Annotated in this window: 13 protein-coding genes; 2 read left to right on the top strand and 11 right to left on the bottom strand. The window is 47.5% G+C overall.

Annotated elements, in window-relative coordinates; all coding sequences use genetic code 11:
- Positions 1-129 precede the first annotated feature (129 nt).
- Positions 130-882 (top strand): XRE family transcriptional regulator, encoded by a 753-nt coding sequence (locus AC5JBY_RS27440; RefSeq protein WP_495907876.1) that lies wholly within the window; start codon positions 130-132, stop codon positions 880-882.
- Positions 883-1,035: 153 nt separating this feature from the next.
- On the opposite strand, the gene AC5JBY_RS27435 is transcribed toward AC5JBY_RS27440, so the two are convergent.
- The 9 genes from AC5JBY_RS27435 to guaA all read right to left on the bottom strand — a co-directional run bounded on the left by AC5JBY_RS27435 (position 1,036) and on the right by guaA (position 12,707).
- A complete protein-coding gene (locus AC5JBY_RS27435) occupies positions 1,036-1,950 on the bottom strand; it encodes a histone deacetylase family protein (RefSeq protein WP_495907875.1) in 915 nt (304 codons plus the stop codon).
- Positions 1,947-2,612 (bottom strand): ligase-associated DNA damage response endonuclease PdeM, encoded by a 666-nt coding sequence (gene pdeM / locus AC5JBY_RS27430; RefSeq protein WP_495907874.1) that lies wholly within the window; start codon positions 2,610-2,612, stop codon positions 1,947-1,949. The genes AC5JBY_RS27435 and pdeM overlap by 4 nt, the downstream gene beginning before the upstream one ends.
- 26 nt (positions 2,613-2,638) lie before the next feature.
- Positions 2,639-3,097, bottom strand: a complete 459-nt coding sequence (locus tag AC5JBY_RS27425; RefSeq protein ID WP_495907873.1) for a heme-binding domain-containing protein — start codon at positions 3,095-3,097, stop codon at positions 2,639-2,641.
- 76 nt (positions 3,098-3,173) lie between these two features.
- Positions 3,174-5,660, bottom strand: a complete 2,487-nt coding sequence (locus AC5JBY_RS27420) for a ligase-associated DNA damage response DEXH box helicase (RefSeq protein WP_495907872.1) — start codon at positions 5,658-5,660, stop codon at positions 3,174-3,176.
- Between the two features lie 22 nt (positions 5,661-5,682).
- The gene (locus AC5JBY_RS27415; protein WP_495907871.1) at positions 5,683-7,065 is read right to left on the bottom strand and encodes a c-type cytochrome; all 1,383 of its coding nucleotides are present in this window, start codon (positions 7,063-7,065) and stop codon (positions 5,683-5,685) included.
- 42 nt (positions 7,066-7,107) lie between these two features.
- A complete protein-coding gene (locus tag AC5JBY_RS27410; protein ID WP_495907870.1) occupies positions 7,108-8,757 on the bottom strand; it encodes an ATP-dependent DNA ligase in 1,650 nt (549 codons plus the stop codon).
- A complete protein-coding gene (locus tag AC5JBY_RS27405; protein WP_495907869.1) occupies positions 8,750-9,772 on the bottom strand; it encodes a ligase-associated DNA damage response exonuclease in 1,023 nt (340 codons plus the stop codon). The genes AC5JBY_RS27410 and AC5JBY_RS27405 overlap by 8 nt, the downstream gene beginning before the upstream one ends.
- Before the next feature lie 87 nt (positions 9,773-9,859).
- The gene (locus AC5JBY_RS27400) at positions 9,860-11,065 is read right to left on the bottom strand and encodes an ABC transporter substrate-binding protein (RefSeq protein WP_495907868.1); all 1,206 of its coding nucleotides are present in this window, start codon (positions 11,063-11,065) and stop codon (positions 9,860-9,862) included.
- 109 nt (positions 11,066-11,174) lie between these two features.
- The gene (gene guaA, locus AC5JBY_RS27395) at positions 11,175-12,707 is read right to left on the bottom strand and encodes a glutamine-hydrolyzing GMP synthase (RefSeq protein WP_495907867.1); all 1,533 of its coding nucleotides are present in this window, start codon (positions 12,705-12,707) and stop codon (positions 11,175-11,177) included.
- Between the two features lie 121 nt (positions 12,708-12,828).
- On the opposite strand from guaA, the gene AC5JBY_RS27390 reads away from it, so the two are divergent.
- Positions 12,829-13,548, top strand: a complete 720-nt coding sequence (locus AC5JBY_RS27390; protein ID WP_495907866.1) for a head GIN domain-containing protein — start codon at positions 12,829-12,831, stop codon at positions 13,546-13,548.
- A 4-nt stretch (positions 13,549-13,552) separates the two neighbouring features.
- On the opposite strand, the gene pbpC is transcribed toward AC5JBY_RS27390, so the two are convergent.
- Both pbpC and tnpA read right to left on the bottom strand, forming a co-directional pair.
- The gene (gene pbpC, locus AC5JBY_RS27385) at positions 13,553-15,895 is read right to left on the bottom strand and encodes a penicillin-binding protein 1C (protein ID WP_495907865.1); all 2,343 of its coding nucleotides are present in this window, start codon (positions 15,893-15,895) and stop codon (positions 13,553-13,555) included.
- Between the two features lie 197 nt (positions 15,896-16,092).
- Entirely contained in the window at positions 16,093-16,527 is a 435-nt protein-coding gene (gene tnpA, locus AC5JBY_RS27380) for an IS200/IS605 family transposase (protein WP_495907864.1), read from the bottom strand.
- Positions 16,528-16,530 lie beyond the last annotated feature (3 nt).

Genomic DNA, 16,530 nt, shown 5'->3' with positions numbered 1-16,530 from the left:
TTGAGAAATGTGCGTAGTGAGTTGTGCGGGTATTTTAATAAGATTTAATGTCGGCTCAACACTTTATCTATAAAATATTTGGTAGAATGATAAAATAGTTAGTATTTTTGATGCTAAAATTATTAGTCTATGGCAATAGCTGGTAAAAACCTTAAATATCTCCGCAAGCTAAGAGGCTGGACGCAGGAAGAGTTTTCTACTAAACTTGGCATCAAACGTTCTTTGCTGGGCGCCTATGAAGAAGAAAGGGCTGATCCACGTATTGAAGTGTTGGAACAAGTGGGTGAAATGTTCAAGCTCTCGTTGGATGAGTTGCTGCTGAAAGACCTTGGAGATGCGAAAGGTAATTACCTGGCCAAAAGACGTGCTCAAAAGATGGCCACCGGCTCCGCAGAGATACAACTGGTGCCTGTAAAAGCTGCGGCCGGCTACCTCGCTGGTTATGCAGACCCTGAGTTCCTCGATGAACTGAATACTTTTACCCTTCCCATGCTGGCGCCGGGCTCTTACAGGGCTTTTGAAATTGTGGGAGACTCGATGCTGCCTACGCCCAGTGGTTCTGTGATTGTAGGTGAGAAGGTAGATGATGTGGAAGAAGTAAGGAACAATAACACGTATATCGTTATTTCCCGTAATGAAGGTATTGTATATAAACGTGTGTTGAAAAATACACGTGCCAAGAACAAGTTTACCCTGATCAGTGATAACGTGGCTTATCAACCTTACAATATCAATGCGGAAGATGTGATCGAATTGTGGAAGGCTACCATGGTGATCAGCAAAGCCAACACCCAACAACGTTGGGATGTGAACCAACTGGCCAGTGTGGTAAGCGACCTGCAGGAGCAGGTAAGCAAACTGAAAAAGAAGAAAGCAAATTAAAACGAATTAATACGGACGGTTCACTTGGATTTATGTGATTGACATTAGGTTGACAGTTCTGTTTGTTGAAGACCAGCACAAGTCGCATGTCAATTTTTTTGCAGCGCAATAGTCAGTATTTACTGGTTATTGCGCTGTTTTATTTGGGGAAGGTCAGAAGTAAATATCCAGCGCGGTACGGAAAGTATTGCAATGAGCTTCTACGATCGTCCTTACGTCGGGGGAGTAACCGCCGCCCATCGCTACTGTGCAGGGAATGCGGTGTTGGCGTAGGAGTGAAAATACAATTTCATCTCTTCTGTGGCAACCTGGTATGGTAACTTTCAACTTGCCGAATTTATCTGTTTCCAGGATATCTACACCTGAGAGGAAGAATGCAAAGTCGGGTTGCAGTTGTGTGATCAGTGTTTGCAGCGTGTTTTCCAATAGCGGTAAATAGATAGCATCGTTGGTGCCATCTTTCAAGGCAACATCCAGATCGCTGCGTTCTTTATGAAAAGGATAGTTGTGATCGCCATGCATGCTGAAAGTGAACACGCATGGTTCGTTTTCAAACAGCCGGGCCGTCCCATTGCCCTGGTGCACATCAAGGTCGATGATCAGTATTTTATTTGCCAGCTTTTTGTGGAGCAGGTAATTGGCGGCGATGGCGAAATCATTCAATAAGCAAAATCCCTCTCCACGATCGGCAAAAGCATGGTGGGTGCCGCCGGCCACATTCATCGCCACGCCATACTCCATTGCATAATGGCAGCAATCAATGGTGCCTTGTGCGATCACCAGTTCGCGCTGCGTTAATGCAGGCGATTGTGGAAAGCCGATGTGTCGTTGTTCTTTAGCGGAAAGTGTTTGCTGGTGCAGTCTTTCGAGGTAGGCGGCATCATGTGTCCACAGCACTACTTCATCCGGACAAGGTGTTGGCGCAAACAAATTGTTGGTAGTAATGCTGCCTTCATATAGCAACTGCTCTGGAATGAGCTCATACTTCAGCATCGGGAAACGGTGCCCTTCTGGCAATGGGTGAGCATAGATAGGATCGTAGGCGATCTTCAAGTGTGCAGTGCTCATTGCAATTGGATGATCTGTTTGTTGACGATCGCAAATACGTTTTCATCGGCGGCGGGACGGATCATGGCCAGACCTGTAAACTGTCCAAAGGCTGGCAGCACACAAAAGCTTCTCGTGAAATAGAAGCAGGGGAAGGAAAGTGATTGTCTGCCTTTGCCGCTAATTGAGATACCGGGATGCAGGTGTCCGGAGAAATAGTAGTCTGTTCCGGTGTTGTTCATTTGCTCCGGCAGCAGGTCATGTATAAAGTGGAAATGATTGTTGATGCTCAGTGAATCTTCTATTACTTCGATGGCTGCTTCCTGGTACCATTGTTCGTGCAGAATATCATGGTTGCCTCTTACCAGCCGGATGGGCAGGTCGGCAAGATCATGGCGCCATCTTTTGAATAACTCCAGTTCCTTATTCTGGTGACTGTGGAACAGATCTCCCACCACGATGAGTTGCTTAGGTTGGAAATATTGTAGCTGGCTTACCAGTCGCTGAAGATCATTCTTATAAACTGTTTGTGGAACGGGTATACCGTGTTTGCGAAAGTGCCCCGATTTGCCGAAATGAAGATCCGAAACGATCAGTGCTTTTTCTTCCTCCCAGAAAACACAGCGGTCAGGCGAAAGCCAGAACTGGTGCTGAAGTAATTTATGTGCAACGTGTACCTGCATGAATGGAGGGCAAAGTTAGGAAAATCCTACTTCACCGCTGCAATCTCTGCCTTTAGTTGTTTAGCCCATTCGATCAGCATTTCCTTCTCTTCTTCAGTTAGCTTGGCACCGCTATGCATCCAGGTGTAGCTGTTGAGCGGCATGGCGTTGTTTTCAATTACTTCAATGATCTCTTCCATAGCGTGGTCCTGATCTTTGGGCTTGTAGGTGCCAAATTCACTGAAGTTCAGATTACGCTTACCATCATCTACATGCTCCTGCATCCACCAGCCAAACGGCTGTACATTGGTATACCAGGGATAGATGGTATTGTTGGTATGACAGTCATTGCAGGCACGCTTAAGGATAGCGCTTACTTCCGGGGAAATATAATAAAGCTGGCTAATGTCGTTATTTGTAATAGTGGTGGATTCATTACGGGTGGGCCGGATAAATTGTATGCCTATAATGATAAGCAGCAGTATCCACAATAGCTTCTTTTTCATACGGTCTATGTGTTAAGGACCCTCAATTTAATGAATCCGGTTAAATCGGGGAGTGGCTTTACACCAATAGACAGAATTACTTGCCCAATTGCATTTGCATCTTCTTGACACGGTCTTCAAGTTTTTCGGAAGTGAGGTTTTCACGCATGCTGTCGACCTTGATCGGGAAACAGAATGGTGTTAGTCTTTCGGGGAAAGTGAGAATGATGTTGGATTGTTGTATCCGCTCCAGCATATTGCGCAGGCGTACTTCTTCCATCTGCTGGTCCAGCACTTCCTGATAAGCCTGGCGCAGCAACAAATTGTTGGGCTCGTACTCAGAAAATACGTTGAATAACAAGGATGCTGAGGATTGCAGGTGTCTTGCTTTCTTCTGTTCGCCGGGGTAGCCCTGGAAAATGAGTCCGCCAATAACGGCTATGTCCCGAAACTTACGCTTCGCCATTTCTGTGGCATTCACGCTTCGTTGAATATCAGCCAACAGATCGTTGGGGGTAAACAGATCATACACATTGGTATCATCTACTGGTATAGGCTGATCACTCAACAGCTCAAAGCCATAATCATTCATAGCAAAGGAAAACGTAATAGGCCTGATCTTACTAATACGGTAGGCCAGTATAGCGGCCATGGCCTCATGCACCAGTCTGCCTTCGAAGGGGAATACAAACAGGTGAAAGCCATCTTTGGTTTCTATCTGTTCGATCAATAACTCGTTGGCCTGCGGCACATGTGAAAGTGACTCCTGCAACCGGAACAATGATTGCAACGCTTCCAGTTCAATGTCTCTTTCCTGCTGCGGATTGCTGACTATTGCTTCATTGAACTTCTCGCGCAGCTTCTTTCCAAGATTAGCCGATAATGGCATGCGCCCTCCCTGCCAGCTGGGTACGATTGATTTGGTGGCGTTGGATTTGCGCACCAATGCCGTCATATCTTTGATCATCACCAGCTCCAGGTTTCTGCCTGCCAGTGTGAACACTTCTCCCGGTTGTAAGCGGGAAACGAACCATTCTTCTATAACGCCGATGAACCCACCGCTTATGAATTTTACTTTCATCATCGACTCACTCACGATAGTGCCAATGTGCAGGCGGTGACGCATAGCAATGCGCCGGCTGGTAATGCGGTGCAAGCCATCTATGACTTCAATCTTTTTGTAATCATCATATTGCTGTAATGCCGTGCCGCCTGCCGTTACAAAATGGATGATGTTTGCCCAATCGTTGGGCGAGAGGTCGCGGTAGCAATAAGTTGCAATGATCTCTGGATATAATGCGTCGGGATTGAAGCCATCTGAGATGGCCAGTGTGCCGAGGAACTGTATCAATACATCGTAGCATAGCAGCATGGGGTCGCGGCTTTCGATGAAATTCTCTTCGATGGCCGATTTCAGGGCTGCTGCTTCCACCAATTCCAATGAGTGGGTGGGCAGGAAATATATCTTACTTACTTCTCCGGGCTGGTGGCCACTACGTCCGGCTCTTTGCAAAAAGCGGGCTACGCCTTTGGGTGAACCTACCTGTATCACCGTCTCTACCGGACGGAAGTCGACGCCGAGGTCGAGGCTGGCTGTGCATACTACTGCTTTCAGTTTACCACTGTGCAAATTTTCTTCTACCCATATCCGCAATTGCTGCTCTATACTGCCGTGGTGGAGTGCAATAGCGCCAGCCAACTCGGGGGCTTCGTTGAGCAATGTTTGGTACCACCGCTCACTCATGCCGCGCGTGTTGATGAAGATGAGTGTAGTGCGGCTATTATTGATGATGGGTATTACTTTATGCGCCAGTTTGATACCGAGATGACCTGCCCAGGGATACTGTTCTATTTCATCGGGTATAATGGATTCGATCGCTACTTCTTTGCGCAGCTTGGCTTTTACAGTAGCACCTTTTCCGCCAACGGGTGATAGCAATACATCCTGTGCTTCGTCAAGATTACCAATGGTGGCGCTGATGCCCCACACAGCGCAATGGGTATTGTAATGTGCCTGTTGTACATGCACGATCCTTGTAATGGCCAACTCTATCTGCACACCACGTTTACTGCCAATCAGTTCATGCCATTCATCGATGGCTATTATCTTAAGGGATTTAAAAACTTCTGCATATCCTTTTTGTGCCAGCAACAGGTGCAGGCTTTCTGGCGTGATCACCAATGCTTCAGGCATTTGTCGTTTCTGCCGCTGACGCTCACTCGTATCGGTGTCGCCATTGCGGATGCCTACTTTCCAGCTCATGCCCAGCTCTTCGACTACTTCTTCCATGGCACGGGCAATATCTTTTCCCAAAGCACGCAAGGGAGTAACCCACAAGAGCTGTAAGCCGTTCTTCGATTTTGTTTTGTAGTTGTTGGGATGCTGATTGATGAAGTCGATCACGGCGCCAAGGAATACCGAGAAGGTTTTCCCAAAGCCGGTAGGAGCATTTACCAGGCCACTTTCGCCATGTATGATATGCTCCCAGGTTTCTTCCTGGAAAGAAAACGGACGGTGGCCTTTATCTGCCAGCCATTGCTGAATGATCTTGTATCCTATGGTATCACGGAGTTCTGTCTGCACCCGGTAAATTTAGGAGAATAATTTATAGCTTCTTCATGTATTCCAGTACTGCCTTTCTTTCCTTGTCGGTGAGGCGGTCGCCGAAGGTGTGGCCCGCGTTGGAATAGCCGGGCTTGGTGGTATTGTAGACATTTTTGCCGGGCTGCTCCTGCTTCTTGTAAACCCAGCCAACCTTTTCATAATCATAAACAGGTTTGTCGAAGTTCCTCGACCAGTAGGCGGGCCGGAGGTCGCTGTTGAGCAGCGCTTCGAGGGTGGGCACTGAAGCGTTGTGCAGAAAAGGTGCGGTGGCCCAGATGCCGTCCAGGGGTGGAGCGATGTAGCCATTAAAGGGTTCCAGCCGGGCAGGGTGGTCGCCACGGGTAAACCAGCTCTTGTTGAACCACTCCACAAACTGTGGATTGGAGTAGTTGCTTTTATATAGTAATGAATCGGTTTGGATGACCGCCGAAGGGATCAATAAATTAGGGAAGGTTGCTTCTTCACCATATTTGCCGTGGCACTTCGCACAATTGTTGATGAACACTATTTCCCCGGCTGCTGCCTGCGTACTATCGATCGGGCCGGGATATTTGGGCGCTTCAAGCGAATAGATATAAGCCAGCATATCCGGCATGTGGGAATCTACTTCGGCAGACTCACTGGTGTCTGTAACCGTGAGCAGGTTAGACGCACCGAGGAACTTACCAAAATCACCTCTGCCAAATCCATTGTAGAACATGGCGTTCTTCTTTTTCAGTAGCCACCAGGCAGGTACATCAGTGGGGATTACATCTGATGGCAGTTCCAGGTAGGCCGAGTCATTCCATTTGAAAGTAACGGGATCACGATGCGCTACCAGAATGGCAGCAAGCCGGTCAGCTGCATTAACGCCCTGCACATCTGTTTGCAGGTAGGGACCTATAGCCTTTGCGACATTGATAAAGTTTTTAGATGCCTGGTATTTTTTAGGAGCAGTGAGTTTGAGCCACGACTCCATCATCTTCAGGTTCTTGATATTCATCTTGTCGTTCTGCGTGAAATCGATGAATGTGTTGCCCATGCCAATGTATAGCTTGTCTTCAAATACCTGTGCATGGCATTGCAGGCAATTAGGTGCTACTACGATTTCTCCATTGGGAGCAGTGTTGGCAGTATACTCGTATGGAAGATTTTCATTCTTTCCTTCTCTTTCCAGAAAATTGCGCCGGTCTTTGCCGAGGCCCATTACAAAGGCACTGTAGGGAATACCACCTTTTACATAGTCACCGGTGGTGAGGTAGGCTAATCCTTTCTGCACATCACCGCCAAGGCGTTGGGTACTGGGAGGGATGGGAACAGGATCGTATTCACTGGATTCCTGTATCCAGGTAGTGAATGCAAAGCCGCTAATCAGCAGGATCAACAAAACAACATATTTCCTCATGTATCCCTCAATTTCAGTCTTCAAGTTACTACATCCGGCGCGCTATTTCCCATAGAGTTCCAACATCTTTTTGAGGTCTTCCACCGTGTTGATCTCATCAGGCTTTTTGTCGGTACGCCAGCGGCTGATGCGGGGAAAACGAAGCGCCACGCCCGATTTGTGCCGGTTGCTGGCAGCGATGCCTTCAAAGGCGATCTCAAATACCAACTCTGGCTTAACGGTGCGTACAGGGCCAAACTTTTCTATCGAGTTCCTTTTAACAAATGCGTCTACCTGTGCAAACTCTTTATCGGTGAGTCCGGAATAGGCTTTTGTAAAGGTGACCAGCTTATCGCCGTCTTTCACAGCAAAAGTGTAATCGGTATACAGGTTACTTCTTCTGCCGGCTCCCTTCTGTGCATATATCATCACCGCATCGATCGTGAGTGGATCGATCTTCCATTTCCACCAGTCACCTCTTTTACGGCCAACGAGGTAAGCAGAAGATTTTCTTTTCAGCATCAGGCCTTCGCTGTTAATGTTGCGTGCCTCCTCACGAAGTTGGGTGAGTTGATCCCAGCTATTGAAATCAACTATGGGTGAAAGCTGTATGAAGGGTAGTTGTAAGTTGTTGATCAATGTTTCTAATGCAGCTCTGCGTTCGCTCAATGATAAGTGACGAATATCCTGTCCGTCCAGTTCCAGCAAGTCATAGGCAAACAAACCGGCAGGCGCTTCCTGTAAATTTTTTTTGGTAACGTTCTTGCGGCCGATGCGTGTTTGCAGCACATTGAAGTTGAGCACCTGTCCGTCTTTATAAGGAAGTATTTCGCCGTCGATCACTACGCCATCTGGTAGTTTGGCCAGCAAGGCGCTGAACTCAGGGAATTTCTCCGTGATCAGGTCTTCACCGCGGCTCCATACAAAAAGCTGGTTATCGCGTTTGATGATCTGCCCGCGTATGCCGTCCCATTTCCACTCTGCCTGCCATTCAGCTGGCTCTCCTAAGTTGCTCACTTCTTCTTCAATCGCGTAGGCGAGGTAAAAAGGATAGGGTTTTGAATAGTCGAACGAAATATCCTGCTCGCTCAAAAGGTCTTCAAAGTTGGTAGTGACGGGGTCCCAGTTGCCGCTGATACGGTGGGCAATAACGCTGGGTTCCAGTTGTACAATTTTAGCCAGTGCATTTACCATCAGACCCTGAGATACACCGACGCGAAAAGTACTTGATAAGAGTTTATTGAATACAAACCGTTCTTTACTGGTAAGCTCATCCCAGGATTGCAGAATGAATGTTTTCTTCTCCTGCTCATCAGCTTTTTCCAGTTGCAGGAATTGCTCAACATAATAGTGCAATTGCTTTCCGGATGTTGCAGGCGTGTCTTCCCGTTCAGGTACCAGCAAAGCGATCGTTTCCGACAGATCGCCTACAGTATGATACGATTCTTCCAATAACCACAAGGGCAGGTTAATGAGCTCGGCACACCATGTTTGTAACTGGGTAGAGTTGACGGTGCGCCGTGGCCGGCGGCCACTGAATAAAGCAATTACCCATACTTTGTCTTTTGGGTCGGCATAAGTAAAGTAGTTGACCAATGCATCCAGCTTATCGTTGATCTTGGTGCTCATGCCCAGTTGCTGCACCAGTTGTGCAAACAATTGCATGCCTCCTAAGGTTGGCGCTGTAATGGTATGGTCATGTGTTTTATTCATCTGTCTTTTCCGGGCTTTCTACTGCTTCTTCCTCTTCTGTTCCAAATTCAGTTTTTACTTCTCCGGCAGCAATGCCCTGTTCATTCAGGTAGCGGCTGAATGCCGATTGAAAGCCGTGTGTTACAAATACTTTTTCTGCGCCGGTAGCTTTAACGGCTTCTAATAATCCTTTCCAATCTGCATGATCGCTCAGTGCAAACCCGGCATCTGCATTCCGCCTGCGCTGATGTCCTCTTACCTGCATCCATCCACTGCATATCCCTACGCTGTAGGGTGCAAAGCGTTTCATCCAGGGCGTTCCGTCTGCCGATGGTGGTGCTATTATTATATTTCCTTTGAACACTTCTTTAGGTAGCTCGGGTGTTACGCGTATTACTTCCGGTAGTTTATGGCCTGCTTGTGTAAGCACCTGATGTGTATTCCAGATAGCGCCGTGTACAAAGATGTTGCCGGTTACTTCTGCTACTGCTTGTAATACACGTTGTGCTTTGCCCAGGCTATAGGCGATCAACACGGAGGTTTTGCCTGCGAGTTGATTGCTGTGTACCCAATGTCGGATATCGTTGTAAATGGTTTCCTGTGGCTTCCAGTTGTAGATCGGTAACCCAAAAGTAGATTCAGTAATGAAGGTGTTGCAGCGTATAGGTTCAAAGGCACCACTAATGCCGTCATCTTCCGTTTTATAATCGCCACTCACTACCCACACTTCACCTTTGTATTCCACACGCACTTGTGAGGAGCCGATGATATGTCCTGCAGGATGCAACGACACCTTGACTTCATTCATGTAGATAGGCTCGTTCCAGCCTATACTTTGGTAGTGATGATCGCCCAGCCGCAACTGCAACATGGGTTTGGTATCGTGGTGACACAGGTAGTATTGATTGCCGGCACGGGCATGGTCACTATGGGCATGGGTAATAATGGCTTTATCTACCGGCTTCCACGGATCAATATAAAACTGACCGGCCGGACAGTAAAGTCCTTTATCTGTAAATTCTATTATCTGCGCCATGACTCCCGGATTGATGCAATTTTAAGGCCCGTTAAAGCCTCCGTCCTGCTAATCCAACAAATCAAATGAAACGAGGTTCAGACAAGCTTAATAAACAGCTTTTACGAGGCCGTCGACCTTTTTAACGAAGTAAAGTTTCTTGTTCTCGAAGTAATCCAGCGTCATGGTTTGTTTGTTGATCACCGGTTGGATATCGAACTGTGTGAAGAGTTTGTATTTCTTATCGCCCAGGCTGGAACTTAGGTTCTTGCCGTATTGAGCCAGCAGGCGACCGAAATGGTAAGTAGTTTCGTAGCCACGGTACACCATATCGGAAGGACGTGAGTAAAAATTGACCCTGAAATGTTCCTGTACACCCATGGCCAGTGTGTCGGCCGGATTGATGTAGAAGGGCGTGCTGTAATATACTTCTATGCCTTTGAATATAGGCTTCTCAAAATCGAACTGATCCCAGGTTGGCATGCCCATTACGGTAGTGGTGTAGCTGCTGCTCACTGCAGCCAGTTGCTGACAAACCTGTTGGCCAAAGAAGGCATCGAGGCTGGCTACCAGGCATACGTTCGTTTTGTTGCTATCGAGGTAGTCGGTAATGTCATCTGGCGTGAAGTTGTTTTCCAACGTCACGTATTTCATTTTCAATGGCACGCCCATGGTCGATTTCTCTGCATCTGTAAAGTATGTCTTCAAGAGATCCTCTGTAGCTCCTTTTTTACGAAACACCACGATGGTCGATACAGAGAAGTTCTTTTGCAGGAATTTGTAGATGCCTGTACACTGCGTTGGCAGGGTAGAGTTCAGGAGGACGTAGTAGGGGTTATTTTGTGCGCCTGCTACGTTGGGCATGTTCACGTTGATGAAAGGTATGGTGTGTGAGGCTGCTATTTGCACCAACAAGTTGGCCTCGTTGACATTCACATGTCCTATCAGCAGGTCCATTTGCTTTATTTCCTCGCTTCGCAACACCTGCATTAGGGGGCGACTGGTTGAGCGGGTATCATACACATGTATTTCCAGCTGCTGCCCTTCCTTTTCCATGGAGTCGATAGCCAGCTGGGCGCCTTCCCAAAACTCGAGGCCTGGGTTGATGAACTTCGGGAAGCTTTTGGCATAACGGTACTGGCCGGAGGCATCAAAAGCTGAATCAAGATACAATGGGGCAAACAGGGCAATGTGGTGACGCCTGGACAGGGTATCGGGCTGGGCAACTGTTACAGAATCCGTTTGTGAAAAAGAGATAGTCCATTGCAGCAGGGCGCAAATGGTAAGTACGATAAGCTGTCTATTCTTTTTCATGATGGTTCATTATGAGGTGACCCCTTCCACAATATCCTTTAGGCGCAGTCAATAACGCTCTGTTATATGCAGATATTTTGCTGTGTTACAAGGATTATGACCAAGACGGTTACTCCCACTCAATCGTTGCAGGGGGCTTACTGCTTATATCGTATACCACCCTGTTAATTCCTTTAACATTATTGATAATATCATTCGAAATATGTGCCAGGAAATCATAAGGGAGGTGCGCCCAGTCTGCTGTCATACCATCAACCGATGTAACGGCGCGTAAAGCTACGGTGAACTCATAAGTCCGCTCATCACCCATTACGCCTACACTCTTCACAGGGAGGAGGATAGCTCCTGCCTGCCACACCTGGTCATACAGGTTGTGTTCTTTAAGCCCTTGTACGTAACGGTCGTCTGCTTCCTGCAGCAGTTGTACTTTATCGGGGGTGATCTCTCCAAGGATGCGGATGGCTAATCCGGGGCCGGGGAAAGGATGACGATTTAATAAGTTGGCAGGGATGCCCAGTTCGGCACCTACACGGCGTACCTCATCTTTAAACAGGGAGCGGAGGGGCTCAACCAGTTCAAGGTGCATGATATCAGGCAAGCCTCCCACGTTGTGGTGCGACTTGATGGTTACGGAAGGTCCATGTACAGATACGCTCTCGATAACGTCGGGATAAATAGTGCCCTGCCCCAGCAATCCAACGCCTTCTACTTTCTTCGCTTCATCCTGGAATACGTCTATAAAGAGCCGGCCAATCACTTTGCGTTTGGCTTCGGGGTCTGTTTTGTCTTTCAGTTCTCTGTAGAAAAGTTCTTTGGCATCAACGCCTTTTACGTTCAGGCCAATGGAGGCATAGATATCGAGTACTTGTTGGAACTCATTTTTGCGTAATACACCGTTGTCGACAAAGATGCCATAGAGACGATCGCCGATGGCTTTATGTATCAGCGTAGCGGCAACTGTAGAATCAACGCCACCGCTGAGCGCCATGATCACTTTTCGGTCGCCGATCTGCTTCTTAAGGGCAGCTACGGTGTCGGTAATGAAGTGAGCAGGTGTCCAGTCCTGGGCACAACCGCATATATTAATGAGGAAGTTCTTCAGTATCTTTTTCCCTTCGATGGAATGGTATACTTCGGGGTGGAACTGTACACAGTACAGCGGCAACTCAGTACCATTTTTCTTGAAGGCCGCATAAGGAATAGAGTCGGTAGTAGCCAATACTTCAAAACCGGAAGGAAGGTCCAACACGGAATCAGCATGGCTCATCCAAACCTGGCTGTTATCAGTAACATCTTTCAGAAGGATGTCCTCTTGTGTTTTGGTCATCAGGGCGCGACCGTACTCTCTTTTGTCACTGCTGGCCACCCGTCCGCCATATTGTTTGGCGGTGAGTTGAGCGCCATAGCAAACACCCAGAACAGGTAGTTTCTGGTGCAGGCTGTCTACATCTACTAAAGGAGCGTTGGCGTCGTTTACCGAGAAGGGGGAACCCGATAGGATGATCCCTTTCAGGGAGGCGTCAAATTCAATTTTGTGATGGTAAGGGACTATTTCACAATATACGTTGGCCTCGCGGACGGCCCTGGCAATCAATTGAGTATACTGACTGCCGAAATCGAGAATGAGAATCTTTTCCGTCATGGTGGTGCGAAGGTAATAAAGTTTCGGGTGTCTTGAAGCCTGTAACGTTTTTTTCCTCCCTGCGTCTAATCAGGAAAAGTCACCAATAATCAGCATTTTTGCCAGGCCAAACCACCAACACATGAAAAAACTCTTTTTTGCGCTCTGCGCTGCTGCCTTATTCTTAGCTTCCTGCGATTTCGTATCCGGTAAACGGGTGAAAGGAAATGGGAACATGAAAACCGATGAACGTTCAGAGACCGGCTTCACAGGCGTAACCAATGGTACCAATTTCGATACCTATGTAGGTATCGGTCCTTATTCTGTTAAGATCGAAGCAGAAGAAAACATCCTGCCTTACATCAAAACTTTCGTAGACAATGGCGTGCTGAAGGTTGAAACAGAAGACGGCTTCTGGTTGAAAACTAAACGTACAGTAAAGATCTATGTAACGGCGCCCCGGTTAAACAAGATCAATGCAGCAGGAAATGGGGATATGTTCAGTTCTACAAAGCTTACCGACTCTTCCAGGATAGAACTACACATCGGTGGCAATGCCGAGATGAAAATGGAAGTAGATGCTCCGGTAGTTGATGCCAGTCTCGGTGGCAATGGAGGCATTGAGCTGAAAGGCCAAACCCGTGATTTCAAATGCTCCAGCGCCGGCAATGGCGAGATCAAAGCTTTCGACCTGTTAACTGAAAATACTAAAGTAGAGATCTATGGTAATGGAGATGCCGACGTTAATGCCAGTATAAAGCTCGACGTACGTGTTGGCGGCAATGGTGATGTGCGTTACAAAGGCAATGCGCAAACTTCTTCCCAAATAACAGGGAACGGTAGTGTAAAGAAAGTGGATTAGTGAGTTACATATTTATGTACCTCACCGTGATCCAGACATCTCTGTTCCGGCCTTTATCGTCGGTGCAGGATATTTTGACGGGGCCTTCTTCGGGAATGAAGAACTGTTTTGCCTTAGCCTCGGCAGTCTTATAAAACCGGTTGTTGACATACCAATATACTTTGCTCACATCATTACCTGTTTGACAGGTAAGCTGCAATGGTTCCGGATGCTTACTACTGATGAGGTATTCGGCGCCATTGCGGGGTGAGGTAATGGCAGGCGCTCCGCCCACAAATACCTTCTCACAATTGGGATTGTGTACCGGTATCTTTTCATAGGCAATGCGATGCTCATCATAATATTGCTGCATCTCTGCCGATACTGTCTTGTACCACTTCTTCTTATAGCCCGTCTGCGGCATACATATCTTACAATACGATAACTTTTCATCCGGCGACACCATGATTTCCTGCCTGTTGTTGCAGGTTTGTGTGGAAGATATCAATGGGATAAAATAATCCGATATCGTGTGGTGGCAATGTTCTCCGGGCACCATGCCTGTTTCTGAACACACCAACCTGCTTTCGCAATCTTTCGGCTGGGTAAACCACTCCTGGTCACTGTCGTAATCGATCGTGTTGAACACTTTGAAGAGGAGTGGGGTGGCTACGTTGGCGCCACTTAATTCCGGAATACCAAGAGCGGAGAAGTTGCCCACCCATATTCCCACTGTAAAGTTCTTGTTGTAACCTATACTCCAGGCATCACGGCGGCCATAGGAGGTGCCTGTTTTCCAGGCTATCTTAGGCATGTGTTCCGTGCTTTGCCAGTTGAGCGGGAAGTCGGGCCGGTTCACCTTCGATAGCATATCATTGATCATGAAGGTGGCTGCGGGGCTGATCAGGTTATAGCCTGCTTGTGCGCCAGCTTCTCCTGTGGCCAGTGTTCCATCTACTGCTTTTACATAGCGTGGTCTAAAATATTTGCCTTCATGTGCAAAGGAACTGTACAAGCCTGTCAACTCTTCCAGCGTAGCACCGCATCCTCCTAACACCATCGATAAGCCCAGCTTCTTCTGGTCTTTTTTGATTTGCCTGAAGTCGCAGGCAGCCAGTTTGTGCACCAGTTTGTCCTTGCCTAATAGTTGTAACCCTTTTACGGCCGGTATGTTGAGGGAGTGTTCCAGTGCATACTCCATGGTAACGTATCCATTGAACTGCTTGTCGTAGTTCTCGGGAGCATATCCATCGTAGTTCACAGCCACATCGGTGATGATGGCCTTGGGCGTCATCAGCCCCTCGTCCATGCAGAGACCATATAGTAATGGCTTTAAGGTACTGCCGGGTTGGCGGATAGCAGCAGCGCCATTGACCTGTCCGGCATCCAGTGTATCATAAAAACCGGAAGAACCAATGTAAGCCACTATTTCATGTGTCTGGTTATCGATCACGACAACAGCTGCGTTGCGGATATTCTTCAATCGTAATGATCGTGAATAATCTTCCACCAGTTTCTCCACCTTGCTTTGCGTGTTCATGTTGATGTTGGTGGCTATAACATCGCCGCCCTGCTTCTTTAGCTTCCAGGCGAGATGGGGAATTAGTTTAGGTACCACCAACCGGGTGGCAGTGAGCGGTTCGCTTAAAGCATCCTGTATTTCTTTTTCGGTGAACACCTTGTCGTCTGCAAACTTCTTCAGCCAGCGGTTGCGCTCCTGCACGATCAGGTCATTGTTCTTTCCCATTACCAGTGTGGAGGGACGGTTGGGTATGATCGACAAGGCGGTGATCTCGGCCAGCGACAGGTGGTCGGGGTTCTTGTTGAAGTACAGAGTGGCAGCGCTTTTAACGCCCTCGATGTTACCGCCGTAAGGCACCAGGTTGAGGTAAAGCTGTAGTATCTCGTCTTTGCTGTATTTCCATTCCAGTTCGAAAGCCCTGAACATTTCTACCAGCTTGTTGAAGTAGGTCCGGCGTTTGGGTTCCAACGCGCGGGCCACCTGCATGGTAATGGTGCTGGCGCCGGAGGTTCGTTTGAGCCGGAAGATATTTTTGACCATAGCGCGGCCAATGGCCAGTAGGTTTACACCAGGGTGATAATAGAAGTATTGGTCTTCTTTTTCAACGATGGTCTTGCGCAGCAAGGGGGATATTTCATCGAGGCTGGTCTTCATGCGCCACTTCTGATCTTTGGTGAGGAAGGCATGAATGACTTCTCCTTTGTTGTCGGTAACGATCGTGGAGTACTCTACCTGATCGGGGAGGGGGAATATCCATTGGAGCAATAGAAAGAGCAGGAACATGCCACCGCTGACGATCAGCAGCCATTTGCCCAGTCGCTTTAATTTACTCCGGATATTTTTCACGGGTTAAAGATATTCTCTTCCGGGTGATCTTAAAATGTACAGTTGTGTTAAATGCTGGTTTGGGAGTAAACAATGCGGTGTTCCAGGTTGCTGTATGAACCCTTATATGGCGTTTTTGCAGTTATTTTATCTTAAGCTTGTCAGGTCGGCTACATCTTTGTTTTAAATTTGTGAGACGCTGTCTCACGTATTTGGATCTAACTCAATTGAAGGAATTTGTATTTCCTGATAAACTCCTCATATTCCTCTGCAAATGTCTTTGTCTTGTGGTGTTCGACCTGGTTTTCAATATAACGTCTTAGGGTATCCACTTGCGATTCGTTGACTGAAACGGCAAAGTATTCATCCTGGCATTCTAATCTATCTGTCCTAAATCCTGATTGGTTGTTGAACCAGTAGGCTGCTTCTCCTTTTAGCAACTGCACGGTTTTCTCGATGGTTTGATCTGTACTCAGGGATATCAGGCAGTGTACATGGTCATGATAGCCATTGATCCTGTCGATGTAGATGTTTTTCTGGCGGGCATTTCCGCGAATATGTTCGAATAATTGTTCTCTAAACGGGTCTTTAAGGGTGGGCTGTCTTTGTTTGGTCGCCCATACGTAGTGAATCCATATCCTGATATGTGGCATCTC

It is taken from the genome of Paraflavitalea sp., from assembly GCF_059502485.1.
This window is presented reverse-complemented; position numbering and strand designations above follow the sequence as displayed.

Bases quoted from the DNA above. Each gene is read 5' to 3' on its own strand.
- AC5JBY_RS27440 (WP_495907876.1), top strand. From the start codon at position 130: ATGGCAATAGCTGGTAAAAACCTTAAATATCTCCGCAAGCTAAGAGGC.
- AC5JBY_RS27435 (WP_495907875.1), bottom strand. From the start codon at position 1,950: ATGAGCACTGCACACTTGAAGATCGCCTACGATCCTATCTATGCTCAC.
- pdeM (WP_495907874.1), bottom strand. From the start codon at position 2,612: ATGCAGGTACACGTTGCACATAAATTACTTCAGCACCAGTTCTGGCTT.
- AC5JBY_RS27425 (WP_495907873.1), bottom strand. From the start codon at position 3,097: ATGAAAAAGAAGCTATTGTGGATACTGCTGCTTATCATTATAGGCATA.
- AC5JBY_RS27415 (WP_495907871.1), bottom strand. From the start codon at position 7,065: ATGAGGAAATATGTTGTTTTGTTGATCCTGCTGATTAGCGGCTTTGCA.
- AC5JBY_RS27410 (WP_495907870.1), bottom strand. From the start codon at position 8,757: ATGAATAAAACACATGACCATACCATTACAGCGCCAACCTTAGGAGGC.
- AC5JBY_RS27405 (WP_495907869.1), bottom strand. From the start codon at position 9,772: ATGGCGCAGATAATAGAATTTACAGATAAAGGACTTTACTGTCCGGCC.
- AC5JBY_RS27400 (WP_495907868.1), bottom strand. From the start codon at position 11,065: ATGAAAAAGAATAGACAGCTTATCGTACTTACCATTTGCGCCCTGCTG.
- guaA (WP_495907867.1), bottom strand. From the start codon at position 12,707: ATGACGGAAAAGATTCTCATTCTCGATTTCGGCAGTCAGTATACTCAA.
- AC5JBY_RS27390 (WP_495907866.1), top strand. From the start codon at position 12,829: ATGAAAAAACTCTTTTTTGCGCTCTGCGCTGCTGCCTTATTCTTAGCT.
- tnpA (WP_495907864.1), bottom strand. From the start codon at position 16,527: ATGCCACATATCAGGATATGGATTCACTACGTATGGGCGACCAAACAA.